This is a genomic window from Nonomuraea cypriaca, from assembly GCF_015645445.1.
GTDB classification, from domain to species: domain Bacteria; phylum Actinomycetota; class Actinomycetes; order Streptosporangiales; family Streptosporangiaceae; genus Nonomuraea; species Nonomuraea cypriaca.
Map to the genome: position 1 here is coordinate 1 of NZ_JADOGI010000024.1, position 22,738 is coordinate 22,738.

At 69.1% G+C, this 22,738-nt stretch carries 27 protein-coding genes and 2 pseudogenes; 14 read left to right on the forward strand and 15 right to left on the reverse strand.

What is annotated here, in order from left to right; translation table 11 throughout:
- A pseudogene (locus tag ITP53_RS55915) lies at positions 1–291 on the forward strand (DNA-binding transcriptional regulator); the annotation flags it as partial.
- Here ITP53_RS55915 and ITP53_RS10525 read toward each other — a convergent pair.
- Positions 281–3,424, reverse strand: a complete 3,144-nt coding sequence (locus ITP53_RS10525; RefSeq protein ID WP_195895157.1) for a BTAD domain-containing putative transcriptional regulator — start codon at positions 3,422–3,424, stop codon at positions 281–283. The pseudogene ITP53_RS55915 and the gene ITP53_RS10525 sit on opposite strands and share 11 nt — an antisense overlap.
- Before the next feature lie 70 nt (positions 3,425–3,494).
- Here ITP53_RS10525 and ITP53_RS10530 point away from each other — a divergent pair, with 70 nt between their 5' ends.
- Together ITP53_RS10530 and ITP53_RS10535 are read left to right on the forward strand one after the other, a co-directional pair.
- Positions 3,495–4,256: an SDR family oxidoreductase gene (locus ITP53_RS10530; RefSeq protein WP_195895158.1), complete on the forward strand. Its 762-nt coding sequence runs from the start codon at positions 3,495–3,497 to the stop codon at positions 4,254–4,256.
- Positions 4,253–4,687 (forward strand): nitroreductase family deazaflavin-dependent oxidoreductase, encoded by a 435-nt coding sequence (locus ITP53_RS10535; protein ID WP_195895159.1) that lies wholly within the window; start codon positions 4,253–4,255, stop codon positions 4,685–4,687. Before ITP53_RS10530 ends, ITP53_RS10535 begins: the two co-directional genes overlap by 4 nt.
- Positions 4,688–4,953: 266 nt before the next feature.
- On the opposite strand, the gene ITP53_RS10540 is transcribed toward ITP53_RS10535, so the two are convergent.
- The 4 genes from ITP53_RS10540 to ITP53_RS10555 form a co-directional block, all read right to left on the reverse strand.
- On the reverse strand, positions 4,954–5,340 hold the full coding sequence (locus ITP53_RS10540; RefSeq protein WP_195895160.1) for a DoxX family protein: 387 nt from the start codon (positions 5,338–5,340) through the stop codon (positions 4,954–4,956).
- A gap of 96 nt (positions 5,341–5,436) precedes the next feature.
- Complete coding sequence (locus tag ITP53_RS10545) at positions 5,437–5,763, reverse strand: DUF1048 domain-containing protein (RefSeq protein ID WP_195895161.1); 327 nt, start codon at positions 5,761–5,763, stop codon at positions 5,437–5,439.
- Position 5,764: 1 nt separating this feature from the next.
- On the reverse strand, positions 5,765–6,121 hold the full coding sequence (locus ITP53_RS10550; protein WP_195895162.1) for a DUF1048 domain-containing protein: 357 nt from the start codon (positions 6,119–6,121) through the stop codon (positions 5,765–5,767).
- The gene (locus ITP53_RS10555; RefSeq protein ID WP_195895163.1) at positions 6,118–6,444 is read right to left on the reverse strand and encodes a PadR family transcriptional regulator; all 327 of its coding nucleotides are present in this window, start codon (positions 6,442–6,444) and stop codon (positions 6,118–6,120) included. Before ITP53_RS10555 ends, ITP53_RS10550 begins: the two co-directional genes overlap by 4 nt.
- 81 nt (positions 6,445–6,525) lie before the next feature.
- Here ITP53_RS10555 and ITP53_RS10560 point away from each other — a divergent pair, with 81 nt between their 5' ends.
- Positions 6,526–7,104: an NADPH-dependent FMN reductase gene (locus ITP53_RS10560; protein WP_195895164.1), complete on the forward strand. Its 579-nt coding sequence runs from the start codon at positions 6,526–6,528 to the stop codon at positions 7,102–7,104.
- Between the two features lie 47 nt (positions 7,105–7,151).
- Here ITP53_RS10560 and ITP53_RS55920 read toward each other — a convergent pair whose 3' ends face one another.
- On the reverse strand, positions 7,152–7,775 hold the full coding sequence (locus ITP53_RS55920) for an MFS transporter (RefSeq protein WP_207755767.1): 624 nt from the start codon (positions 7,773–7,775) through the stop codon (positions 7,152–7,154).
- Positions 7,772–8,302, reverse strand: a complete 531-nt coding sequence (locus tag ITP53_RS55925) for an MFS transporter (protein WP_207755769.1) — start codon at positions 8,300–8,302, stop codon at positions 7,772–7,774. Before ITP53_RS55925 ends, ITP53_RS55920 begins: the two co-directional genes overlap by 4 nt.
- Before the next feature lie 87 nt (positions 8,303–8,389).
- On the opposite strand from ITP53_RS55925, the gene ITP53_RS10570 reads away from it, so the two are divergent.
- Complete coding sequence (locus ITP53_RS10570; RefSeq protein WP_195895165.1) at positions 8,390–9,070, forward strand: TetR/AcrR family transcriptional regulator; 681 nt, start codon at positions 8,390–8,392, stop codon at positions 9,068–9,070.
- Positions 9,071–9,092: 22 nt separating this feature from the next.
- Positions 9,093–10,004: an NADP-dependent oxidoreductase gene (locus ITP53_RS10575; protein WP_195895166.1), complete on the forward strand. Its 912-nt coding sequence runs from the start codon at positions 9,093–9,095 to the stop codon at positions 10,002–10,004.
- 280 nt (positions 10,005–10,284) lie between these two features.
- Here ITP53_RS10575 and ITP53_RS10580 read toward each other — a convergent pair whose 3' ends face one another.
- Both ITP53_RS10580 and ITP53_RS10585 read right to left on the reverse strand, forming a co-directional pair.
- Entirely contained in the window at positions 10,285–11,151 is an 867-nt protein-coding gene (locus ITP53_RS10580; RefSeq protein ID WP_195895167.1) for a serine hydrolase, read from the reverse strand.
- 458 nt (positions 11,152–11,609) lie between these two features.
- Positions 11,610–12,203 carry a TetR/AcrR family transcriptional regulator gene (locus ITP53_RS10585; RefSeq protein ID WP_195895168.1) on the reverse strand — a complete coding sequence of 198 codons (594 nt, stop codon included), beginning with the start codon at positions 12,201–12,203 and terminating at the stop codon, positions 11,610–11,612.
- Between the two features lie 76 nt (positions 12,204–12,279).
- Between ITP53_RS10585 and ITP53_RS10590 the strand changes: the two genes are divergently transcribed.
- From ITP53_RS10590 to ITP53_RS55930, 5 genes and pseudogenes are all read left to right on the forward strand, one after another.
- Positions 12,280–13,464 (forward strand): cytochrome P450, encoded by a 1,185-nt coding sequence (locus ITP53_RS10590; RefSeq protein ID WP_328814355.1) that lies wholly within the window; start codon positions 12,280–12,282, stop codon positions 13,462–13,464.
- A 5-nt stretch (positions 13,465–13,469) separates the two neighbouring features.
- A complete protein-coding gene (locus tag ITP53_RS10595) occupies positions 13,470–14,120 on the forward strand; it encodes a class I SAM-dependent methyltransferase (RefSeq protein ID WP_195895169.1) in 651 nt (216 codons plus the stop codon).
- A gap of 169 nt (positions 14,121–14,289) precedes the next feature.
- Positions 14,290–14,730, forward strand: coding sequence for a DUF4396 domain-containing protein (locus ITP53_RS10600; RefSeq protein WP_207755770.1), 441 nt, complete (start codon positions 14,290–14,292; stop codon positions 14,728–14,730).
- 66 nt (positions 14,731–14,796) lie between these two features.
- Positions 14,797–15,111: pseudogene (locus ITP53_RS61000) on the forward strand (class I SAM-dependent methyltransferase); the annotation flags it as partial.
- Positions 15,112–15,250: 139 nt separating this feature from the next.
- A complete protein-coding gene (locus ITP53_RS55930) occupies positions 15,251–15,544 on the forward strand; it encodes a hypothetical protein (protein ID WP_236050675.1) in 294 nt (97 codons plus the stop codon).
- Positions 15,545–15,573: 29 nt separating this feature from the next.
- Here the strand turns inward: ITP53_RS55930 and ITP53_RS10610 are convergent, their stop codons facing one another.
- The 4 genes from ITP53_RS10610 to ITP53_RS10625 all read right to left on the reverse strand — a co-directional run bounded on the left by ITP53_RS10610 (position 15,574) and on the right by ITP53_RS10625 (position 18,344).
- A complete protein-coding gene (locus ITP53_RS10610; protein WP_195895171.1) occupies positions 15,574–16,074 on the reverse strand; it encodes an aspartate carbamoyltransferase in 501 nt (166 codons plus the stop codon).
- Positions 16,064–16,492, reverse strand: a complete 429-nt coding sequence (locus ITP53_RS10615) for a MarR family winged helix-turn-helix transcriptional regulator (protein WP_195895172.1) — start codon at positions 16,490–16,492, stop codon at positions 16,064–16,066. The genes ITP53_RS10610 and ITP53_RS10615 overlap by 11 nt, the downstream gene beginning before the upstream one ends.
- A gap of 96 nt (positions 16,493–16,588) precedes the next feature.
- A complete protein-coding gene (locus tag ITP53_RS10620) occupies positions 16,589–17,110 on the reverse strand; it encodes a phospholipase (protein ID WP_195895173.1) in 522 nt (173 codons plus the stop codon).
- A 214-nt stretch (positions 17,111–17,324) separates the two neighbouring features.
- A complete protein-coding gene (locus ITP53_RS10625; protein ID WP_195895174.1) occupies positions 17,325–18,344 on the reverse strand; it encodes a Rossmann-fold NAD(P)-binding domain-containing protein in 1,020 nt (339 codons plus the stop codon).
- An 82-nt stretch (positions 18,345–18,426) separates the two neighbouring features.
- Here ITP53_RS10625 and ITP53_RS10630 point away from each other — a divergent pair, with 82 nt between their 5' ends.
- Positions 18,427–19,266 (forward strand): hypothetical protein, encoded by an 840-nt coding sequence (locus ITP53_RS10630; protein WP_195895175.1) that lies wholly within the window; start codon positions 18,427–18,429, stop codon positions 19,264–19,266.
- Positions 19,267–19,490: 224 nt separating this feature from the next.
- Here the strand turns inward: ITP53_RS10630 and ITP53_RS10635 are convergent, their stop codons facing one another.
- Positions 19,491–20,147 (reverse strand): helix-turn-helix domain-containing protein, encoded by a 657-nt coding sequence (locus ITP53_RS10635; protein WP_195895176.1) that lies wholly within the window; start codon positions 20,145–20,147, stop codon positions 19,491–19,493.
- Positions 20,148–20,267: 120 nt separating this feature from the next.
- On the opposite strand from ITP53_RS10635, the gene ITP53_RS10640 reads away from it, so the two are divergent.
- Positions 20,268–20,708, forward strand: coding sequence for a pyridoxamine 5'-phosphate oxidase family protein (locus ITP53_RS10640; protein ID WP_328814356.1), 441 nt, complete (start codon positions 20,268–20,270; stop codon positions 20,706–20,708).
- A gap of 61 nt (positions 20,709–20,769) precedes the next feature.
- Positions 20,770–22,461, forward strand: coding sequence for a sensor histidine kinase (locus ITP53_RS10645; protein WP_195895177.1), 1,692 nt, complete (start codon positions 20,770–20,772; stop codon positions 22,459–22,461).
- Positions 22,462–22,536: 75 nt separating this feature from the next.
- On the opposite strand, the gene ITP53_RS10650 is transcribed toward ITP53_RS10645, so the two are convergent.
- On the reverse strand, positions 22,537–22,710 hold the full coding sequence (locus tag ITP53_RS10650; RefSeq protein WP_195895178.1) for a hypothetical protein: 174 nt from the start codon (positions 22,708–22,710) through the stop codon (positions 22,537–22,539).
- Positions 22,711–22,738 lie beyond the last annotated feature (28 nt).

The window sequence follows — 22,738 nt, forward strand, 5'->3', positions numbered from 1 at the left end:
GGCCCCCGGTTCGCCCCCAGGCCACCACCCGAGGGCGACGTCGCCACCTACCTGACACATCGGCTGTCAGCACGGGCCTGGCCGTGCCAGGCGACCGTCACCCTGCACGAATCCGCGGAAACCGTCGCGGACCGCGTCTGGTCGGGCATGGGCGTCGTCGAGGCCGTCGACGACCACGGCACCTTGGGCGCCGTGATGGACACCGGCCTTCCCCAGCTCCGATACCGTATGGCCAGGCTGGCCCACGTGATCCTCTTGCCCCCGAGCCCCCCGGACCTGGTCAGCAGCTGAACCGCTGATCAAGATCGAGTGCCTCCTGCAGGGCACCCAGAACAAGGGGATCAACCGCACGATCCAGGAGCAGGCTGGCAAGACCTGGTGAGCCGGGCGGGGGGCATCCGCCCGGAGGCCGCGTCTCCCCGCCATCAAGGGATGACGCCCCTGCCCGCAGGGCTGCGGTGATGCGGTCGACGTCGCCGCGTTCGGCGGGCGGGAGCGGTGCGCCCACGCTCTCGCGCAGTCGGGAAGCCTTGTCCAGCAGGGCGGCCGCCTCTTCGTAGCGGCCTGCCAGGCTGTGCGCTCCGGCCAGTCCCTCGTAGGCGAGGGCTACCGCCCGCGGGTCGCCGGTGGCGTGGGCGGCTTCAAGACCCTGTTCGTGTAGTCCCAGCGCCGCGGGGGCGTCGCCGCGCTGTTCGGCGACGAAGCCCAGCTCGGCCAGGATCAGCGCCGCGCCGTTCTCCGCGACGAACTCCTGGTTCCATTCCAGCCAGGTGCGCAGGTGTTTCTCGGCCTCGTCGAGCCGCCCCTGGCGGCGGGCGCCCAGGGCGAGGCCGACCTCGGCGAACTCCTGGGCGCGCCGGTCGGCGTGCGTCACGGCCAGCCGCCGGCCGCGTTCGTGCAGCTTGTCGGCGCGCGCGAAGTCGCCGGACAGCAGCGCGATCCGGCCCAGCTCGGACCAGCGGCCGGACACCTCACCCCACAGGTCGAGGCTTTCCGCGACGGCCAGGCCCTCGCGGTGCCGGGCCTCAGCCGCCTGATAGTCGCCCTCGATCTCGGAGAGCCTGCCGAGCACGCCGATGGCCTGGAGCCGTCCCCACTGGTCACCGGTCTCCGTGAACAGCGCCAGCCCCTCCTCGGCGTCGAGTCGTGAGCCGGCGAGGTCCCCGCGCACGTAACGGTGCAGGCCCCGCACGGTCACGGCTGCCGCGACGCCCCAGCGGTCGTCCTGATCCAGGAACTCGTCCATGGCGCGCCGGATCAGTTCTTCGGCCGCCCCCAGGGAGCCGAAGAGGGTCTCCGCGTACCCCAGAAACCACCTGGCCCGTCCCGCCGCCTCAATCGGGGGACGACCTCGCCACGGTTCTCCGGAGAGCAGCGTCATCCCGGCAAGCCAGGCGCGATCGGCATCGGTCTCCAACGCGACGGTCAGCGATCGCTTGGCCTCGGCGAACCGGCCGCGCAGGAACCAGTGCCAGGCCATCGCCCGCACCAGCCGTCCGGCGAGTTCCTCATCGGCGGCCTCCAGTGCGGCGCGCAGGTTGGCCGCCTCGGAGTCCAGACGGCGCAGCCACCGCCGCTGGTCGCTGCCGCGCAGGTGCGCGTCGGCGCGTTCGGCCAAGACGACATAGTAGTGGGCGTGGGCGTGGAGCAGCGCTTCGTGCTCGTCCTCCGGCAACTGCTCCAGGCAGTACGCGGCGACCGACTCCAGCAGCCGGTAGCGCGGCGGATCGTCGCCCGTCACGACCACCAGCGACCGGTCCACGAGGCAGGCCAGCAAGTCCACGACCTCGGCGGGCTTCACGCCGCGGCCGGAGCAGAGCACCTCGGCGGCCTCCAGCGTGCAGCCGTCGCGGTGGATCGCCAGGCGGCCCAGCACGGCCCGCTCGGCGCCGGTCAGCAGGTCCCAGCTCCAATCGATCACGGCCTTGAGCGTCCGCTGCCGGGCCGGGGCGTCGCGGCGGCCGCCGACCAGCAGCCCGAACCGGTCGTCGAGCCGCTCGGCCAGCTCCGCCACGCCCAGCACGCGGACCCGGGTGGACGCCAACTCCAGGGCGAGCGGGATGCCGTCCATGCGGCAGCAGATCGTGGCGACGGCCTCGGCGTTCTCCGCCGAAACGGCGAACCCCGGCGACGCGGCGGCGGCCCGCGCCACGAACAGCCGGACCGCGCCCGACCGCGCGACCTCCGCCGGGTCGGCGCCCGGTTCCGGCACGTCGAGGGGCTGAACAGGCCACTGCCGCTCTCCCGCGATGCCCAGCGGCTCGCGGCTGGTGGCCAGGATGCGCACGCCCGCCGCGGTGCGCAGCAGCAGCCCGGCCAGTTCCGCCACCGCGTCGATGACGTGCTCGCAGTTGTCCAGTACGAGCAGGAGCCGCCGCCCGCGCAGCGCCTCGGCCAGCCGGTGCGCGACGCCGGACGGCGACGGCTCGTCCCGGAATCCGAGCGCGACGGCCACCGCCTCCGCGATCCTCTCCCCGCCCGGCCGCTCCCCGGCGAGTTCCACGAGCCACACCCCGTCGGGGAACGCCTCGGCCTCCGCGTGCCCAACCTCCAGCGCGAGCCGCGTCTTGCCGACCCCGCCCGGGCCTGTCAGGGTGACCAGACGTTCTTCGTCCAGCAGGCCCCGCACGCCCGCGACGGCCTCCGATCGTCCGACCAGGCCGGTGAGCGGCTCGGGGAGGTTGCTCCGGGGACGTTGGCCGGCGAGTTCCTGGCGCAGGATCAGTCGCTGCAGCTCGACCAGTTCGGGGCTCGGCTCCAGGCCCAGGTCTTCGTCCAGGAGGCGGCGTACGTCCTGGAAGACGTCAAGCGCCGCGCTCGCGCGTCCCGCGCCGTACAGGGCGCGCATGTGGGCGGCGCGCAGCCGCTCGCGCAGCGGGTGGCCGCGGGTCAGATCGGCGAGTTCGCTCACCAGCGGGCCGTGATCGCCCAGCGCGAGGCGCGCCTCGGCGTAGTCCTCCCAGGCCAGGAGGCGCTGTTCTTCCAGTCGCGCCGCAGCCGCCTGCGCGAAGGGTTCGTCGGCGAATCCGTCGAACGCTTTCCCGCGCCACAGACCGAGCGCCTCGGAGAACATCGCAGCCTGTTCGCGAGGGTCACCGGCGACTCGGGCGCGATCGGCCAGTGCGGCGAAACGCACTGCGTCCACCGCCTCGTCCTCGACGTTCAGCAGGTAGCCAGGCGGACGGCGCAGAACCGCCTCCGCGCCGAGCGCACCGCGTAGCCGAGACACGAGGGTCTGCAACGCGCGCGCGGGGTGGGCCGGAGGACGGTCCCACAGCTCGTCGGCCAGCCGGTCGGCCGAGACCACCCGCCCCGGTTCCACCAGCAACGCCGCCAGCAGGGCGCGGACTTTCGCCTCAGGCACAGCGACGTGCGCACCGTCCGGCGTCCACACCGTCAGCGGACCGAGCACCCCGAAGCGCATCGAACCATCGTATTCGGCGCCGAAGACGATCCGAAGACCGATCGAATGCGTCGTCCGCGACAGTCCTCGCATGAGCCGATTCACGAACAAGAAGGCCATCGTCACCGGTGGCACGCACGGCATGGGACTGGCGATCGTCCAGGCGCTGCTTGACGAGGGTGCGGAGGTCCTGTTGACCGGTCGCAACGAGAAGACCCTCGAAGAGGCCAGGACCGCGTTGAAAGGCCGGGCCGCGCACGTCGTCCGCTCGGACGCGGCGAGCATGGCCGACGTCGCGGCGCTCGCCGAGCGGGCCCGCGGCGCGCTCGGCCGCGTCGACCACCTCTTCGTCAACCACGGCTTCGCCGAGTTCTCCACGCTGGAGGAGGCGACGGAAGAGGCATGGGACCGGCACTTCGACATCAACACCAAGGGCGCGTTCTTCACCGTCCAGGCGCTGACCCCGCTGCTCGCCGACGACGGGTCGATCGTGTTCACCACGGTCGCCAACGACGTGGTGTTCCCCGGCATCAGCGCGTACTCGGCCTCCAAGGAGGCGACGCGGGCGTTCGCGCACGTCCTGGCCGTCGAACTGCTGCCCCGCAGGATTCGGGTCAACAGCGTCGCACCCGGCTACATCAAGACACCGACGATGGGTGTGGCGGGCCTGACCGAGGAGCAGCGCCGCGAGTTCGAGCGGCAGGGCGACGTCTCCACGCCGCTCAAGCGGAACGGCACGGTCGAGGAGGTGGCGAAGGCGGCGCTGTTCCTGGCGGCGGACGCGACCTTCACCACCAACGTCGAGCTCGCCGTGGACGGCGGCTTCGCACAGGGACTGGGGGCAGATGAGTGAACGTCGTCGACAGTCCGGACGCCTCGGTGACCGAGCACGTCCGGCGCTACATCGCCACCGACGGCGAGAGCGGCTACATGGAGGGCGGGACGACCAACCTCATCGTCACCTACCGGGGCCGAAAGTCAGGAAAGCTCTACCGCACCGGCCTCTTCTTCGGCCAGGACAACGACTCCTACGTCCTGGTCGCCTCCGGATCGGCGATCACGCACACGCACCCGCAGTGGTACCTGAACGTGGCCGCCAACCCGGACGTCGAAGTCCAGATCAAGGGCGAACGCTTTGCCGCCCGCGCCCGCACCGCCGTAGGCTCGGAACGCGAACGGCTGTGGAACCTGATGGTCGAACAGGCCCCCATCTACCGCACCTACGAAGCCCGCAGCCGCCGGACGATCCCGATCGTCGTCCTCGAGCGCGTCACCGACGGGTGAACCGGTAGCCGAACGGGAGAGTGCCCGGGGTCGAGCAGGGCCGTCCCACCGTCCACGGTGAGGACGGCCCCGTTCACGTAAGACGTCCGCGGGCGGCATACCGTAATAGTCGAGCGGTACCTGCAGGATGGATCAGGATGGATAGGGCTCGGGATGGGCACAGGGTGACGGCGTCGCGCACCTGTGCCGCGGTCTCGTCGTCGGGGTGGTCGGTCGGCAGGATCACGATGCCGTCGTTGGCTGGTACCGGCGACTGTGTTCATCGGTCAGCCGGTGAAGGACGCGGGGCCGAAGCGGCCCCACGCCACGAAGGCGGCCATGGCGAGATAGACCAGGTCGCCCGCGATCGTTACCCTCTCACCACGGCGGAGGCGCATGATCACCGCGCCAACGAACAACAACACCACACCCGAAGCAGTCAGCGGCACCAGAACCGGCGCGATGTCGAGTACGGCGGGCAGGATCAGGCCCACCGCCCCCAGGAGCTCAAGAACTCCGATGGCCTTAAGGGCAGCAGGGCTGAAGTCTTCGACCCATCTCGATGCGTCGCCCAACATGCCGGCCATCTTCTCCCTGGGCACGAATATCTTGGAGCTGCTGCCCAGCAAGACAACGGCCAGCAGGCCGGTAACGATCCACAGTGCGACGTTCATGCGGTTTCTCCTTTGTGGCGCGGGTTCCGAAATGGAGACGCCTGCCAGTGGCGATTTGTGCCATGGCCACCGCGACATGCCTTGGGTCGACGGATGTTACTTCTCGGCCGTGCCGGGTTCCCCGCTGATGGACTCCTGATAGATGTCCGCGTAGGTGCGCGAGTCCTTGACCAGGTCGTCGCAGAAGGCAGCGACGTCATTGCCGATGAGTTCCAGGACTCCTTTGCCGGCCGCGACGCCCTCCTCGAAGAAATCGACGATCCCTGAGAGCAGGGACCCGTCAAACAAGTCGATCGGTCCAACCTTGAAGAAGTACCTCTGGATCTCCTTGTAGACGATCTGATAGTCCGGCGGGAGCGCCTTGACCCGCGCCATGTGCGCCCGCCACTGCTTCTTGCCCTCGATGATGTCCTGGATGCCCACGTCAGCCTCCTAGCCGGCCCAATTTCCTTGCGACGTTCCTGTTCAACTGCTCGCGCCACCGGTCGCGATAGCTCCGAGCCCCTTCTCCGCCGGCCAGCGCCGCACAGAAGCCCCCGATGTCGTCACCCAGCACCTCGTGAATGCTCTGCCCATCGGACGCCGTCTCCTCAAGCAGCCCCAGAGCACCGTCGAGAATCGGCATCAGGTTTCGACCTGTGAAGTCCGCGTAGGGAAAAAGATGACCTATGATCTCTCCCCACGCCGCCCGGTAGTCGGCCGGCAATGCCGCGGCCCGGACTTCGAACTCCTTCCATTCCCTGGTGAGATCGCTGCCTGTGATGGTCTCCCAGAAGTTCATCTCCCGCCCTCCTTGAGCTTGTCGATCCGTGATGAGACGTACTCCCATTTCGCCCAGAACGTTGTGAGTTCTTCGCGCCCCGCCTCATTGAGCGCATAGAACTTGCGCGGCGGGCCCAGCCCGGACGGTCGTTTCGTCACCTGGACGAGCCCGTTCTTCTCCAGCCGCAGCAGGATGGTGTAAACCGTCCCCTCGACGACATCGGCGAAGCCGAGTTCGTTCAACCGACGCGTGATGGCGTACCCGTAGGTCTCCTCGCTGCCGATGATTTCAAGCACGCAGCCCTCAAGCGTGCCCTTCAGCATCTCCGTCAGGTCGTCCATCGTGGGTCCTCTTCGTTCTCTAGGTACTTTGTAGTACCGAGTACCACTACACGGTATCACGGAGTAGTGAACCAATGTCCCATGATCAATGTCGCGATCATCATCGGGAGCACACGTCCGGGGCGCAATGGGGAGGCGGTGGCCCGCTGGGTTCACGACCTCGCGGCGACGCGCGATGACGCCCAGTTCGAACTCGTCGACCTCAAGGACTTCGGCCTGCCGCACCTGGATGAGGCGATGCCGCCCGCGATGGGACACTACGACCTCCCCCACACCAGGAAATGGGCCGACAAGATCTCCTCCTTCGACGCCTACGTGTTCGTCACACCCGAGTACAACCACTCGACCTCCGGCGCGTTGAAGAACGCCATCGACTTCCTCTACGCCGAATGGCACAACAAGGCGGCCGGGTTCGTCGGCTACGGCAGTCTGGGCGGTGCTCGGGCGGTGGAGCATCTGCGGCTGATCATGGGCGAGCTCAAGGTGGCCGGCGTGAGCTCCCAGGTCGCCCTGTCCCTGGCTACCGATTTCGAGAACTTCAGCGTCCTCAAACCGGCCGCTCACCAAGAGCGCGCGGTCTCCGCCATGCTGGACGAGGTCGTCGCCTGGGGCGGTGCGCTGAAGGCGTTGCGTGACGGCACAACGCCCGCCCGGCCTTGATGCCCGCAAATGCCCTCGCCCCTGAGCCTGACGCGGGCGTGACCTGCTCATCTCGCGCGGGTGAGGGGGTGGTCGATCTCGTCACGCCGGAGGCGGGCGAGCGCGATGGCCAGTACGGCGACCGTCAGCGGGGCGACGGCTGCCACGAGGAAGACCGGCCGGTTTCCCCAGGCCGCCGCCGCCGGGCCGACCAGCGCCATGGACAGGGGGGCCGCGCTGAGCGAGACGAAAAAGTCGAGGCTGGAGACCCGGCCGAGCATGGCAGGGGGGACGCGACGTTGCAGCAGCGTTCCCCAAATGACGCCCGCGCCGGACGTCAGGGCGCCATACAGGAAGAGCGCAGCGATCATGATCCACAGCTGGTCGGCCGCCCCAAGGACGGCGAGCGGAAGACAGCCTCCACCCCAGGCAAGAAGCATCACGGACAAGTAGCGTCGCGGGAGAGGCAGCGCGGACATCGTGAGCGAGCCGCTCACCCCGCCGAGGCCGTAGCAGGCGAGGGCGAGCGCGAACTCCTGCGGTCCGCCCGCCCCCTGATCGCGGATCGCGAACGGCAGCAGGACCTGGATCGGCCCGTTGGTGACCAGGACAAGCGTGACGGCGAACGTAAGCGTGCCGACCAGCCACGGCGTCGTGAGCAGGTAGCCGAACCCGGCCCCGAGGTCGCTCACCGCCGACCGGATGGGGCTGCCCGCCCGCGCTGTATGGGCGCGTGTCTCGGGTTGGCGCATGAGTCTTCCGGGACGACTGAGGGGACGAGCGCGGAGTAGGCGGGATAGAAGAACCCGTCCGCGATCCCGAGCACCGCGGCGACCACGATGAGCTGTCCAGGAGTGAGCAGGTCCATGGTGGCGGTGACCGCGACCGAGCCGGCGGCCACCGCCTTGGCGGACTGGGCGAGCAAGATGATGCGCCGCCGGGACGCGTGGTCGGCGACGACGCCTCCCAGCAGGGCGGTCGCGACCAATCCGACGCCGCTCGCGGTGGCGATCAAGGAGAGTTCCGACGGACCCGCGCCGATCGCGACCACCTGCCACACCACCGTGACCGCCCACATGCCGCTGCCGCCCAGGCTCAGACCGAGCGCGGTCGCCAGCAGCCGGTACTGGCCCGTCCGGAACGGCCGGAGCGGCCGGGGGACCCGTGCGCGCCGAGGTGCCGGATCGGTGCCACCGATGTCGGATGTGCTAGTGGCCATGTCATCCCCCTCCAGTGCGGAGCGATTCGCTCCGCAGTGCACCATATTTGCGGAGCGAATCACTCCGCAAGTGTGTAGACTGCCGGCATGACGAGTTCGCGTTCATGGCGCAGCGAGGAGGTCGCCAGAAACGACCGGGCGTTGTTGCGAGCGGCCCGTGAGGTACTGGCGGTGGACGGCGCGCACGCGACGGTGGCGTCGATCGCGGCCCGAGCCGGAGTCGGGGTGGGGTCGCTGTATCGGCGCTACCGCACGAAGCAGGAGCTGTTCCAGCGGCTGTGCCTGATCGCGCTGCGGGAATACCTCGACGCGGCGAAAGAGGGCCTGGCCATGGAGGACCCGTGGGAAGGCCTGGCGCACTACGCGATGGCGTCGATCCGGTCGGGCCCCGGTTCGCTGGCGCCGGTGGCCGGCACCTTCGAAGTCACCGACGAGATGACCGAACTGGGACGGCAGGGCGACCGCGCGGTGGCTCGGCTCGTCGAGCGCGCGCATCAGGCCAAGGTGCTCCGTGCCGGAGTGACCCCGGTCGATCTCGAGCTACTCATCGAACAGCTCTCGAAGTCCCCGCTCCAGGAACAGTTGCAGCGGCAGGGACGGACCGAACTGGATGACGCCGCCCGGAACGCGAGAGAACGCGTCATCGCCATCGCGCTCGACGGCCTCAGGGCCGTTCATGCGGGGCCAGTGCCCGGCCAGCCCACTGGATACGAGTTGTTCGCCATGAGATGGGCGCCTCGAGTAGACGGCGCCCAGCCGCCCGAGTGAAGGTCGACAGAAGGAGACACCAGTGAAAGCCGCCGCCTTGTCCTCGTTCGGACCCCCAGAGGTGCTCCGCACCGTCGAACTGGACGAGCCTCACGCGCAAGCTGGGCAGGTGCGTGTCCAGGTCAAGGTCGCCGGGGTCCAACCCTTCGACTGCGGCGTCCGCGAGGGACGCTTCCCCCGCTCGCTCGTGGGCGACTTCCCGATCGTGCCGGGAAACGAGTTCGCCGGCACGATCGACCAAATCGGTGAGGGCGTCACGGGATTCTCGGTCGGGGACGCCGTTCTTGGCTTCAGTACGCTCGGCGGCTACGCGGAGTGGGTCGCGGTGCCGTACGACCAGGTCGTGCCGAAGCCGGCCGACATGCCGTGGAAGATCGCCGGCGGGTTCTCCGGAGCCGCCCAGGGCGCCCGCAACGCCCTCCATCAGATGCGCGTGACCACCGGCGATGTCGTCCTGATCAATGGCGCGTCCGGCGGGCTGGGCACGATGGCGGTTCAACTCGCGAAGGCGATGGGGACGAGCACCGTGATCGGCACCGCCAGCGAGGCCAACCATGACTACCTTCGGTCCCTTGGGGCGGTCCCGGTCGCCTACGGGCCAGGGCTCGTGGAACGGCTTCGCGCCATCGCCCCGAACGGCGTGGACGCCGCTCTTGGGTTCGAAGTCGACGGGCTCCGCGCGGCACTCGGAATCGCCCACGACCCGGAACGCGTGGTGACCATGGTCTTCTCCGACGAGATCGCCGCCCTCGGCATCCGCGACTGGACCGGTGTCCGCAGCGCCGAAGGTCTCACCGAGATGCTCTCCTACCACGAGAAGGGCCAAATCTCCGTGCACATCAGAGCGGAATACACCCTCGACCACGCCGCGGAGGCACAGCGTGACGTCGGGAGCGGTCACAGCCGCGGCAAGGTCGTGATCAACATCAGCTGAACGCACACGCCGATCTGCGCGTGCGTTCCGACACGCCGTAACCGGCTGATCACGACGAGATGGGCCGCGGCTCGGGTTCGTCCCCCCGTGCCGAAAGGACGGCCCCGCATGGCTGAGCGGAAATCGCAGCGAGATATGGCGCCTACGCCGAGCCGTCGTGCCACTTCTTTTTCGTCGGAATCGTCAACACCGGCAGATCGAGTTGCCGTACGACGGCGCTCTGCGCGCTCGGCTTCGGGGCGTAAGGAGCGAGGGGCGAGGCCGAGCGCGGAGATCGTTTCTAGCGGTGGTCGAGCTTGTCGAGGTGGTTGTAGACGGCCAGTCCGATGTTCTGGACGATCGGGTTGCCGATCCGCTGAGCCTCGTCGAAGCTGGTCGTCGTGGTCACCTCGGTGAGCACCACGACGGCGGTCTCGTGCTCGGGGACGAGGAAGTAGCCCACGTCGTGGGTGACGTTGCCGGTCTCTCCGGTCTTGTGGGCGATCGGCTTGCCGTCCAGAACCGCGCCGAACTTGGTGTCGACCTCCTGGTGCAGCATCCAGTCCACGATCTGGTCCGTGGACTTGTGCGAAAGGAGCCGGCCAGAGTGGATCGCCTTGAGCAGTGCCAGCGTGTCCGCGGCGTCGAGGACGTTCGTCGGGGCGCTGATGAGATCGCCGGGGAACATCTGGCGGTTGAACTTCATCGTCTTCAGGCCGAGATCGTCCAGCAGTTTCTGAACGGTCGGTATGCCCACGTAGTACAGCAGGACGTTCGTGGCGGTGTTGTCGCTGACGACCACCATCCGACGCGCGAGTTCACGCACCGTGGTGTTGAACGGCATCTGTTCGTCCTGGATGGTGCCGCTTCCCCCCACGACCATGTACGGCGAGACGGTCGCCGGTGCGTCGAGCGAGATGAGGCCGCGGTCGACCTGTCGCATGAGGGTGGCCAGCAGGGAAAGCTTGATGACACTGGCGGGGTTGTAGGAGGCGAGTGAGCCGAGGATCGTGCTCTGGCCGTTCGGACGGCTCAGATCCGTCAAGCCGACCGAGACCCGGACGCCGTGTGCCGCGGCGTCGTCGACGAGCGGCTGGACGATGTCGGTCAGCTGCTTGAGGTCCGTCTTCCGCGGATCGGCGGTCGCCGGTGCAACGAAGAGGGCCATGCAGATTGTCAGGATGGTGGCGACGATCGCCGCCTGACGTGGGCGTAGGAGCATTTTTACGCCACCTCGTCCACGGTCTTTTCGGCTGATTGATCGCGAACGTCAGTGTGTCCGGGCCCATGCCGCACGGCACATCCTCCTTCAGGCATCTGGTTCAAATGGGGGAAACCAGAATGAGGGATTTGGTATGTCAAAAATCCGCGTCAGACGTTACGGTCCCGGTATTTCGGCATCTTTGCCGAAATGTAAATGTCAGGGGCTCCCTCAGCGGGGCTGAAGCAGTCTCATGTTGTGAGATCGAGTAGCTGGAGTCCGTCGGCGGGGGTGTCGCGACGTGCAGCGCCCATCCAGGGTCGGTGGAGGACTACCCGTTCGGCGATGAGGTGACGGTCTTCAAGGTCGCCAGGCTGTCGAAGAAGACCGGTTCCTCAGTAGCCGGACCTGACAGAGCGGCGCGGTCATGGTGCGGGCTGGGCGGCGGCCATGACGCCGTGTACGGCCTGGGTGATGCGGTCGGCGGCCTGGCCGGGGTCGGGCCGGCCGGCGTCCAGCCAGGCGATGACTGCCTCGATGGTGAACGCGGGGATCAGGTTCGCGGCCCAGTCCAGCCACGGGCCCGCGGGGATCTGCCTGGCCAGGTTGCGGTGGGCGATCTCGCGGGAGGCGGCCGTGATGGAGTCGATCAGGTCGCGGAATTCGAGCTCGCGGGCCGCGTACCGGAACAGCAGGCGGAATCCGTCGGGATCGGCGGCGGCGGCGCGCAGGAGTGCGGGGATGGCGTTCTCGTCGAAGTCGTCGGTGCCGGTGGTCTCCGCCAGCCGCAGGCAGGCGCGGTCGAGGACGGCGCGGTAGAGGTCGGCCTTGGAGTCGAAATGGCGGTAGAGCATGGCCCGGGTCAGATCGGCCTCGGCGGCGACGTCGTCCAGGCCGGTGGCGGTGTAGCCGGCGCGTGCGAAGGCGCGGGTGGCCGCGTCCAGGATCTGCTCGCGCCGCGCGGCGCGGCGCAGCCGCCGCACCGGCGTCTGCGCGGGTGCGGGCTCAGGGTCGCTCAACAGAGCCTCCTCTACTTGTAGAACTTGAAGTATACAAGTAGCGTTCTATACATCCGAGTATACAAAAGGAGGAGCCGTGCCTGACCCCGTTCAGCTGCCGTTCCAGCAGGACAACGGCCCCATGCGGCCCGCGTCCTTGCTACGCGCCCTGCAGGCCCAGGGCCCCGTCCACGCCATCCGCACCGCGGTCGGCGACCCGGCCTGGTGGGTGACCGGGTACGACGAGGTGCGCCGGCTCCTCGACGACGACCGCCTCGGCCGCGCCCACCCCGAGCCCGAACGCGCCTCCCGTACGGGAAAGTCCGCCCTGTTCGGCGGACCGATGGGCGACTTCGACAACGAGCAGGCCGACCACCGGCGGATGCGTTCGCTGCTGCAGCCGCATTTCGCGCCCAAGCGCATGCGCGCGCTGCGCGACCGGGTCGAGGCGCTCACCGCGGGCCTGCTGGATGAGCTGGCCGCCGCCGGTCCGCCCGCGGACCTGCATACCGCGCTGGCGCTTCCGCTGCCGATCGCGGTCATCTGCGAGCTGCTCGGCGTGCCGTACGAGGACCGCGCCCAGTTCAGGGCCTGGACCCAGGCCGCCGCCGACATCACCGACCGCGCCCGCTCCGAGCAGGGGCTGGCCGAACTGTTCGGCTACGGCCGGCAACTGGTGGCACGCAAACGCGCCGACGGCGATCCGGATGCCGATGTGATCTCCAGGCTGGCCGCGACCGACGGGGTCGGCGACGACGAGGCCGCCGCGATGGGCATGTTCCTGCTGTTCGCCGGACACGAAACCACGGTCACCGCCATCGGGGAAGGCGCGCTGTGGCTGCTGGCCACCCCCGGCCAATGGGAGGCGCTGGCAGGCGATCCGTCCCTGATCGACGCCGCGGTGGAGGAGATCCTGCGCGCGCCCCGCATGGGCGGCGGCGGCATCCCCCGCTATGCCCGCACCGACCTCGAGGTGGCCGGGATACACGTGCGGGCCGGGGACCTGGTGCTGCTGGACACCGGGTCGGCCAACCACGACGCGTCGGTGTTCGCCGATCCCGACCGGTTCGACCTCGACCGGCCTGCCGTGCCGCATCTGACCTTCGGGCACGGCGTCCGCTACTGCATCGGCGCGCCGCTGGCCCGCATCGAGCTGCAGGTGGTCTTCTCGCAGCTGGCCGCCCGCTTCCCCACGTTGCGGCTGGGGTGCGCGGTCGAGGAGCTGACCTTCAACGCCGATGTGCTGACCCGCGGGCTGACCGCCCTGCCGGTCACCTGGTGACAGCCATGCCTCCGACGAGGACGAGCAGGCGCCGGCCGATCTTCGGCCGGGTGTATCCGCTGATGGCCAGGGCCATGGACAAAGGCGGCATGGCCGAGCGGCGGCGGGATCTGCCGGCCGGCCTGAGCGGCCAGGTGGTGGAGGTCGGCGCCGGAGATGGCGCCACCTTCGCCCACTACCCGGCCAGCGTCGAGCGCGTGCTGGCCGTCGAACCGGAGGCGCACCTGCGCGCCCTGGCCACGGCCGCCGCAACCGCGGCGCCGGTGTCCGTCGAGGTCCATGCCGGGATGGCCGAGCGGCTGCCGGTCGCCGGCGCGAGCGTGGATGCGGTGGTGTTCGCCCTGGTGCTGTGCTCGGTGCCGGACCAGGCGGTCGCGCTGGCCGAGGCGGTCCGCGTGCTCAAGCCCGGTGGCCAGGTCCGGTTCCTGGAGCACGTACGCGCTGACACTCCTCGGCTCGCCCGGGTGCAGGACGTGCTGGACGCCACGATCTGGCCCCACCTGCTGGGCGGCTGCCACACCGGCCGCGACACCCTGGCCGCCATCGAGCGCGCGGGCCTGCGCGTCGAGCACCTGGAACGGTTCCATTTCCCGCCGGCGCGAACCCCGCTGTCTTTCTACGTTCTCGGTACGGCGGTCGCCGGCGGTGCCGGGTGATGTACAGCGAATACGGGGCGGGGGTATACTGGCCGAATCTAAAAGCGGTGGATTGAGCAGGAAGGCGGATATGTCTGAATCGATGCGTGACGCCGGACGCGAAAGACGCGATCAGGGGTCCGGTCCGCACGCGCATGATCAAGACGTACACCAGGGCCATCAGGGGCCGATGAAGGCGACGTGGGGTGTGGCCGTGTCGGCGACGCTGCACTGCCTCACCGGTTGTGCCATTGGTGAAGTGCTCGGCATGGTGATCGCCACCGCGCTGGGCTGGCACAACCTGCCCAGCATCGTTCTGGCCGTCGTCCTCGCGTTCGTCTTCGGCTATGCGCTCACTCTGCGCGGCCTGTTCCGGGCGGGCGTCGACTGGCGCACGGCACTGCGGCTCGCGCTCGCCGCCGACACCCTGTCGATTCTCGTCATGGAGATCGTCGACAACGGCGTCATGCTGGTCATTCCGGGTGCCATGGACGCCGGGCTGGCATCCGTGTTGTTCTGGGGCGCTCTGGCGTTCTCGCTGCTGGTCGCATTCCTTGTCACGACCCCGATCAACAAGTGGGTCATCGGCCGCGGCAAGGGGCACGCGGTGGTCCACGCCTACCATCACTGACGCTCGCCGGGCCGCTAATGTCGCCGATTTGACTTCATGTCGACATTAAGTCGCATGGTGGCATGTATGTCCAACCACACGGAACTCATCAAGCTGCTCGACATCGGTGAGGCCGTCCCGGCCGCCGCCCTGCTCCGCGCTCGCTCGTACGAACTGCTCAGGCTCCGGCCGGGGGATTCCGCCGTCGATGTGGGGTGCGGCGCGGGCCGGGCGGTGGCCGAGCTGGCCGACAGGGGGGTCACGGCGGTCGGCGTGGACGTCAGCGAGGATATGATCGCCGTCGCCCGCGAGCGCCGGCCCGGCGCGGATCTCCGCGTCGGCGACGCCTGCGAGCTTCCCCTGCGCGATCACGAGATGGCCGGCTACCGAGCCGACAAGGTCTTCCACGAGTTCGCCGACGCCACCCCTGCGCTGGCGGAGGCCAGGCGCGTGCTGACCCCGTGGGCGGATCGTCCTCACCGGACAGGATTGGGACGCCATCCTCATCGACTCCGACCAGCCAGGGCTCACGCGAACGATCGTGCACTCCCGCGCCGATCTGATCACCAACCCGCGCGCCGCCCGCGGCTACCGCAATCTGCTGCTGGACGCCGGCTTCGACGAGGTGGAGGTGGAGGTGCACGTCGGAATCTTCACCGGTAAGACGATGCTCGGGATGCTGACCGGCATCGCGGAGGCGGTTCACGCCGCAGGTGTCATCACCCGCGAGCAGTGCGACGGCTGGACCGCCGAGCAGGCGCGGCGTGCCGAGCAGAACCGCCTGTTCCTCGCCCTCCCGCTCTTCCTCGCCTCCGCCACCCGGGCTGAGGAATGACGTCAGGCGCGCCTCCGCGCCGGTGCGGTTCAGCCGTGTTCGGCGTGCCGCCCGTGGTCGGAGACCTGCGCGTCGAACCAGGCGTGCAGCGCCTTGATCAGGGATTGGTCGGAGGTGGTGTACGTGAGCTGAGCACCGGCCGGCATCGGCGCGTAGCGGATCTCGATGCGGGTGTGGCCCTGTTCGAGCTCCCGCAGGCCGGGCATTTCCGTGCCGTGGATGGAGGCGGGATCACCGAAGTCTCCCTTGCTGAAGCCCGACGCCTCCTCCGTGAGATGTTCGCGGATGAGTGTGACCTGCTCCGCATCGGCCGGGTCGTCCGCGGTGACCGTCTGGAGGCCGCCGGTGGCGGACTTGGTGAAGCGATGCGTGGTGCTCTCCAGGTCGAACGGCATCACCTGCCCGCCTCTGTCCGCGATCTCCTCCTGGCGCGCCGCCTGTTGTTCCTGTCCGACGAGTAGGTACGCGCCCGAGGCGACGGCGATGGCCGCGAGGGCGGAGATGAGTAAGGCGAGTCGCCTAAGGTTCATCCATTGCCTCCGTGAGGATGGTCAGGGCGTGGAGCACGCCGGTGCGTTCGTCCGGGGGGACCCGCTCCAGGACCGCGGCGAAGCGAGCGGCCCGCGCCTCGGCGAGCTGCTCGGCCGCCTTCGCGCCGGCGGTCGTGAGCCGGACCAGCACGCCGCGCCCGTCATCGGGGGCCGTGGTGCGTTCGGCCCAGCCGCGGTTGATGAGCTGCGTGACAAGCCGGCTGGTGGTGCTCTTTTCGAGGCGGAGGCGGTGCGCCAGATCGTTCTGACGCAGGGTTCCGTCCCTGGCCAGTTCGCCGAGTGCGTGTGCCTCGGAGACCGGGATGGGCCTGCCGCAAGGGGTCTGATCGGGTTGGTGGAGGCCGAAGGCGCGTACGAAGCGGCTGACAGCGTCCTGGAGCTCGCGTTCATCCCCCATGGTTCGACCGTACAACTATCTGGTTGTGTGGTGCAACCATCTCCGCGAGAGCGAGAGCCGGGGGCGGGGATGCGGCGGCATCCCCGCCCCGCTGTTTCAGGCGGTGGAGTTCTGGGCGTTCATTTCGGCCTGGCGCCGGACCTGCTGGATCTGCTCGTCCGTGACGCGGAGGTCGCCGAACTGCCGGACCGCCTGGTAGTACGTCCAGGCGAGGCCGTCACAGGTTGACTTGGAGATTCCCGAGTATCCGGCGCACACCTGCCGCATATCGAAGTAGAACGAGTTGTCGATGCGGTCTTTGTTCGCCGGGAATTGGCTCACGGCCTTGTAGTTGCGGTAACCGAAATCGTGCCGCCGGCAGGACATCCGGAAATCGAAGCCGAGCGGTTGGTCGGGGCTGCTTGAGCACAGGTCGGTGGACCAGTCAAAGCTGTAGTCGGTCCAGGACGCCTGGTTCTGCCAGGCGTTGCGCCAGGAGGTGGCGCTGGGGGCGGTGGGCTGGCTGAATCCGGAGAGCGCGGCGACTTTCTGCTCCAGAGTCACCGCATAAGCCGGTAAGGCGAACGCGATGACGCTGAGGACGGCGGGGGTTAGCAGTGCCAGGGAGCGTCTGATCATGAGAACCTGCTTCTGTTGCCCGGAACCGGATGCCTGTCGCGGCAAGGTTCGCCCGACGTCCTAACGATGAAGCGAAATTCCGGGAAACACGGAAGCAGATCTTGCTCAATTTCTCCGGGAGAATTCAAGGAAGACGACTGTTTACATTTAGCCGCCATTCTGTCAATAGCCGTGTCAGTTGGCGGACGGCCGAGGCCCGGTGGTCACCGGTTGATCACTTTTCGCGGGAGTCCCACGCCGCGAGCACCTGCTGTTCCTTGTCGCCGGAGAGGCCGAACGGCGGGGTGCCGGGTGCGGTCCGAACTTCGCCGCCCGACCGCAACCATTCCCAGACCTCCCGTACGGACTCGCCGAACGGCCGTGTGCGCAGGCCGGCCGCCTTTGCGGAGGTGCCGGACACGGCCCGCAAACCGGCGGTGTCCGGCACGTCCGGGATCCACAGCGGGAGCTCGGCCCATGGCTGAACGCCCTGGGAGAACAGGAAACCTTCGTCCATCCACACGGGCGTGGCGTTCGAACCCGTGGCCTGCACGCAGTTGCCGACGAGCCGGCCCATTGTGGTGTTCGGTCCATCCGGGACGGCGTTGTGGATGCCGCCCGCCTGCGCCTCGACCTGGTCCAGCACGAACGCGGACAGGTCGCGCACGTCGATCAGCTGCAGCCCGCGGCCGGGGTCGCCGGGCGCGAGCACCCGGCCGCCCTCGGCGGTCCTGGTGAGCCACCACGGCAATTGGCCCAGGTTGTCGTGCGGTCCCACGATGGACCCGGCGCGCGCGATCAGGCAGGCGTCGGGTCCGTAGGTCTGCTCGACCGCGAGTTCGCACCCGCGTTTGTGGAAGGGCAGCTTCTCGAAGTCGGCCGGGTCGCCCTCCTCGTCCGCCACCCCCGGCCAGGTCGCGGTCGACTCGTCCACCGAAGCGGTGTTCCAGGTCCGGTAAACGGCCGTGGTCGAGACGAACGCGTAGAAGGGCGCCGACCCGGCCAGTGCCCGCGCGGTGCGCAGCACGTGGGCCGGCACCACCCCGCCCGGGTCGATGACCGCGTCGAAGACGAGCCCGTCGAGCTGCCGGAGACCCTCGCCGGTGGACCGGTCGCCGCGAAGCGCCTCGACGCCGTCGACGTCCTTGCCGGTCAGCCCACGGTTGAAGGTCGTGACCTCGTGTCCCCGTCCGAGGGCTTCGCCCACGATCGTGCGTCCGACGAATGATGTGCCGCCGATGACCAATAACCTCATGTTCCTACCCTTCTCGTTGACAACGGATGTTGTCGCACGTGCTATGGTGGGCGACGTAAACAAGTGTTGTCAAGGAGTCGCCGTGCGAGGTTTGTCCGACGCGCAACGCGCCGCGTTGACCACCGCCGTTGATCAACTGGCGTGGACAGCGGCCAGGGAAATGCTGGAGCTCGAACCGGATGCGGGGCCCCGCTCGGACCTGCCGGACGCGGACCTGCGGCAGATGTGGCTGGCCGCGCTGACCTCACTGCTGGCGATCCGGGAGAGCGCGGAACAGCTGGCGGCGTCCGCGGCGCTCTCGGCGGCCCAACGCGGTGCCGACTATCCCGCGATCGGTGACGCGGCGGGGATGACCAGGCAGGGTGCCCGGCGCAAGTGGCCAGGACTCGCCGGACTGGCCGAGGGGCAGCAGCGCAAGCTCAAGTGGTGGAACAGCCGTGGTGACCAGTTCACGGAGTGCGTCCGGGCCGTGCTGGCCGCGACCGAGGGGCAGCGGGAATCGCCATGGCAGGCAGATCTACGTAAGCGGCTCACTGAGATCGAGAAGGCATCGCCGGCACAGCGGATCGACGCGTTCGACATGGTAGTGGTGGCCGCGCACGCGGTGGCGCTGCGTTCTCCCACTCCGGCCGACCCCACCGCCGTGCTCGCGATCGGACTGCTCGCCGCGCTGACCGCGGACGCTTATGCCGCGACGAACACTCATGCATCCCTGATCATCCGCGGAGACATCGCCTGCGGGGCGGACGACTGTCCCGCCGATCCGGTCGTCGAGCTGCTTCGTCCCGACATCGCTCACGAGGCGGTGCCGGCATGCCACCAGCACGCCGTTGACGCACTCCGGCAGGCGGACAGCCGCATCGTGGCCGCGTACCAGCAGAACGTGGCGCTGTCGGTGTTCGCCGAGGCGCACGGCGAGTAGCAGGAACTGTTCGAGGCGGGACGGCTCCGTCCGTAGGACATCGGGCCGAAGGTCCCTGCCGGAGGGGTCCTTCGGCTCGCGCGTGTCCGCTGCCCCGCCCGATCAGGTACGGCAGCCGCGCCGACCCATGCCTGGAGCCGAGCGCCCGGCCACCACGAAGCCGTCGGTCCCGACCGCGAACGCGCCGAAGGCGAGGACGGCGGCCTGCGGGGCACTGCCGGGGCTTACAGGCCGTGGATGCGGCGGCCGGTGATCTGGTGGGGGACGATGCGGATGTAGAGCCGGCGATCGCCGCCCGCCCACGGGGTGACGTCGGCCTCGGCCGCCTTGGCGGCTTCGTCGTCGGGCACGTGGTGGGCGGGACCCTGGACGAGGACGCTCCAGCCCTGCCGCCTGGCCTCGTCGATCCGGTCCACCTCGAAACCGATCTTGATCTCCACGCCGGCCACCCCGGTACGCAGATCCCGGTCCATCGGGCCGCCGTGGGCGGTGCGGAAGACGATGGCGCCGTCGTGCAGCTTGTAATTGACGGGCAGCACCGTCGGGCCGTGCGAGCCGTTGAACGCCACCCGGCCGATGCCGCCCGGGGCGATCAGACGCAGGCACTCCGCGGCGTCGAGGGCTTCCGATGCTGGGTCGGCCATGGCCGGGCCGGTGCCGGGCGGGTGATCAAGACCGCCACCCAGCAGCTCCTGAACGGTGGTTTCCAGTGCGCCTGCCAGGCGCGCCATCGTGCCTCTGTCCGGGCTCTCCACGTGGCTTTCCAGGTGCTGGATGTAGCCCGCGGACATGTCCGCGCGGTCGGCGAGCTGCTCAAAGGTGAGGCCAAGCCGCTGACGGTGGTGGCTGAGGCGGTGTCCGAAGTCGCCGGTTCCTGTCATGAGCCTGCCCTCCACGGTTACGGTCCGGCCGACGCTACCCACCCGTACCGGCGCCGGACAGGGCCTTTCGACTCTATTGCCGGTTCCGTTCGTGGACCAGGCTGTTTACGGTGATGTTGCGTGACGACAGGCGGTCCGGCGATGAACGGCCGTAACCTCAAGGAACTATCAGCAGCCGACGCTCTGCGGCGGCTGGCCAGTGTGCCGCTCGGACGCGTCGTGTTCACCCGGCATGCCCTCCCGGCCGTACGGCCGGTGAACCATATCGTCGCCGACGGCCAGATCGTCATCCGCTCCAGCACGGGAACCATTCTCAGCGCGGAGGTGGCGGCCCTGGAGGCCGTGGTGGCCTTCGAGGTGGACGAGCTGGACGCCGAGGAGCGCCTCGGCTGGAGCGTAGTCGTCACCGGCGTCGCCCAGCTCGTGCAGGATCCCGAGGAGGCGGCGCGATTCAAGTCCCTTCTCCGGCCCTGGGTGGCGGCGGAGATGGAGCAGGTGATCCGAATCCGCCCGGAGATCATCACGGGCTTCGAACTGGTCCCCGCCGCCGTTCCCGGGTGACCGCACCTACCCTTGAGAGGGTGCGTATGCGTAGTTCCGCCCGGATGCGACACTGATCGATATGGAGAGCGAGCACCGTCCGTTGCTGCCGCAGATGCGGCTTGATGACCTGCTGGCCGAGTTGCAGGTGCGGCTCAACGCCGTGCTCTCCACGCGGGATCGGGTGCACGCACTGCTCGAAGCCGTCGTGTCGGTGGGCAGCGACCTCGACCTCGAAACGGTGTTGCGCAGGATCGTGGAGACGGCGACCAAGCTGGTGGATGCCAGTTACGGGGCGCTCGGCGTGGTGGGGCAGGAGAACACGCTCATCCAGTTCATCCCGGTCGGGCTGAGCGAGGAGGAGATCGCCAGGATCGAGCACTGGCCGCACGGTCTCGGCCTGCTCGGCCTGCTGATCAAGGATGCCCGGCCGCTGCGGCTGAGCCGGATCTCCGACCATCCCGAGTCGTACGGTTTCCCGCCGGGACATCCGCCGATGGGCACCTTCCTGGGCGTCCCTGTGCGGGTACGTGATGAGGTGTTCGGCAACCTCTACCTGACGGAGAAGCGCGGCGGCGGGGAGTTCGACGAGGAGGATGAGGCGATCGTCATCGCGCTGGCCACCGCCGCCGGCGTCGCCGTCGAGAACGCCCGCCTGTACGCGGAGTCACGCCGGCGTGAGACGTGGCTGCAGGCGTCGTCGGAGGTGACCACGAGTCTGCTGTCCGGCTCCGACCCCGGTCAGGTGCTGACCGTGGTGGCCTCCCGCGCCTGCCGGATGAGCGACGCGGACCTGGTGCAGGTGCTGCTGCCGGAGTCGTCGAGGCAGTCGCTGATCGCGGAGGTCGTGGAGGGCGAGGGCGCAGGGGAACTGCTGGGCACCGCCTGCGAGGTGGCGGCCACGCTCGCGGGTGACGTGTTCACCCGGGGTGAGCCGAGGTCGGAGGACCTGCGGAGCGTCCCACATCCTGGCTCGCCGCTGTCGGCTTTGGGTTACGGGCCGGGGCTCATGGTGCCGCTGGGCGCCGCGCCGGGCGTGCGCGGGGTGCTCGTGCTGGCCAGGAGGAGCGGGCGGCCGCCGTTCAGCGGCGCGGACCGGCAGATGCTGCACGCGTACGCCGGTCAGGCGGCGATCGCGCTGGAGCTGGCCGAGGCGCGCAGGGACGCCGAGCGGCTCGGCCTGCTGGAGGATCGGGACAGGATCGCCAAGGATCTGCACGACGTGGTGATCCAGCGCCTGTTCGCGACCGCGATGACGTTGATGAGCACGGTCCGGCTGGTGGATCGGCCGGAGGCGGCCAAGCGGCTCCAGCACGCCATCGACGAGCTGGACGAGACGATCCGGCAGATCCGTTCGTCCATCTTCGCCCTGCAGGTGTCCTCTGAGGAGGCCGAGTCGAGCCTGCGCGGGCAGATCGTCGACCTGGTGGAGGGCGCCGGTTCCCATCTGGGCTTCATGCCGGGCCTGCGGATGGAAGGGCAGCTCGACACGCTGGTGACCGAGCCCGTCGCCGAGCACCTGCTGGCCGTCCTGCGCGAGGCCCTGTCCAACGTGGTACGCCACTCCCACGCCTCGCGTGCCGACGTCTCCGTCGAGGTCTCGGCTGACGCGCTCACCCTGCTGGTCGCGGACAACGGCGTCGGCCTGGGGGAGGCCGGACGCCGCAGCGGCCTGCGCAACATCGAGGAACGGGCCGCCCGCCTGGGCGGCACCGCGCGACTCGACGACCCCGACGGGGGAGGAACCCGGCTGTGCTGGACGGCCCCCCTCTGAGCTGAGTTCCACCCCTCGGGGCGCAGGACCGGTGACAAGCAGGACCGTGTTACCCCACGGCTCGTGCCGCATCCGTCAGCGGCGGCGTTGGCCACCGACGGCGGGCACGGCTTCGTGCTCGTGCTGCACGGCGGGGGATACGTAGGCCGCAGCGATCACGAGGGCCCCGACGTGACGGCGTTCCTGGCCGAGCACGGGATCCCTGCCGGACTGGAACGCCGGCCGATCGAGGACCTTGGACCTCGGCACTCGGGACGTACACGGTCACCGGGCGCAT

Coding starts and splice junctions, on each gene's coding strand:
- ITP53_RS10525 (WP_195895157.1), bottom strand. CDS start 3,424: ATGCGCTTCGGGGTGCTCGGTCCGCTGACGGTGTGGACGCCGGACGGT.
- ITP53_RS10530 (WP_195895158.1), top strand. CDS start 3,495: ATGAGCCGATTCACGAACAAGAAGGCCATCGTCACCGGTGGCACGCAC.
- ITP53_RS10540 (WP_195895160.1), bottom strand. CDS start 5,340: ATGAACGTCGCACTGTGGATCGTTACCGGCCTGCTGGCCGTTGTCTTG.
- ITP53_RS10550 (WP_195895162.1), bottom strand. CDS start 6,121: ATGAACTTCTGGGAGACCATCACAGGCAGCGATCTCACCAGGGAATGG.
- ITP53_RS10555 (WP_195895163.1), bottom strand. CDS start 6,444: ATGGACGACCTGACGGAGATGCTGAAGGGCACGCTTGAGGGCTGCGTG.
- ITP53_RS10560 (WP_195895164.1), top strand. CDS start 6,526: ATGATCAATGTCGCGATCATCATCGGGAGCACACGTCCGGGGCGCAAT.
- ITP53_RS55925 (WP_207755769.1), bottom strand. CDS start 8,302: ATGGCCACTAGCACATCCGACATCGGTGGCACCGATCCGGCACCTCGG.
- ITP53_RS10570 (WP_195895165.1), top strand. CDS start 8,390: ATGACGAGTTCGCGTTCATGGCGCAGCGAGGAGGTCGCCAGAAACGAC.
- ITP53_RS10580 (WP_195895167.1), bottom strand. CDS start 11,151: ATGGCCCTCTTCGTTGCACCGGCGACCGCCGATCCGCGGAAGACGGAC.
- ITP53_RS10595 (WP_195895169.1), top strand. CDS start 13,470: ATGCCTCCGACGAGGACGAGCAGGCGCCGGCCGATCTTCGGCCGGGTG.
- ITP53_RS10600 (WP_207755770.1), top strand. CDS start 14,290: ATGAAGGCGACGTGGGGTGTGGCCGTGTCGGCGACGCTGCACTGCCTC.
- ITP53_RS10610 (WP_195895171.1), bottom strand. CDS start 16,074: ATGAACCTTAGGCGACTCGCCTTACTCATCTCCGCCCTCGCGGCCATC.
- ITP53_RS10615 (WP_195895172.1), bottom strand. CDS start 16,492: ATGGGGGATGAACGCGAGCTCCAGGACGCTGTCAGCCGCTTCGTACGC.
- ITP53_RS10620 (WP_195895173.1), bottom strand. CDS start 17,110: ATGATCAGACGCTCCCTGGCACTGCTAACCCCCGCCGTCCTCAGCGTC.
- ITP53_RS10625 (WP_195895174.1), bottom strand. CDS start 18,344: ATGAGGTTATTGGTCATCGGCGGCACATCATTCGTCGGACGCACGATC.
- ITP53_RS10635 (WP_195895176.1), bottom strand. CDS start 20,147: ATGACAGGAACCGGCGACTTCGGACACCGCCTCAGCCACCACCGTCAG.
- ITP53_RS10645 (WP_195895177.1), top strand. CDS start 20,770: ATGGAGAGCGAGCACCGTCCGTTGCTGCCGCAGATGCGGCTTGATGAC.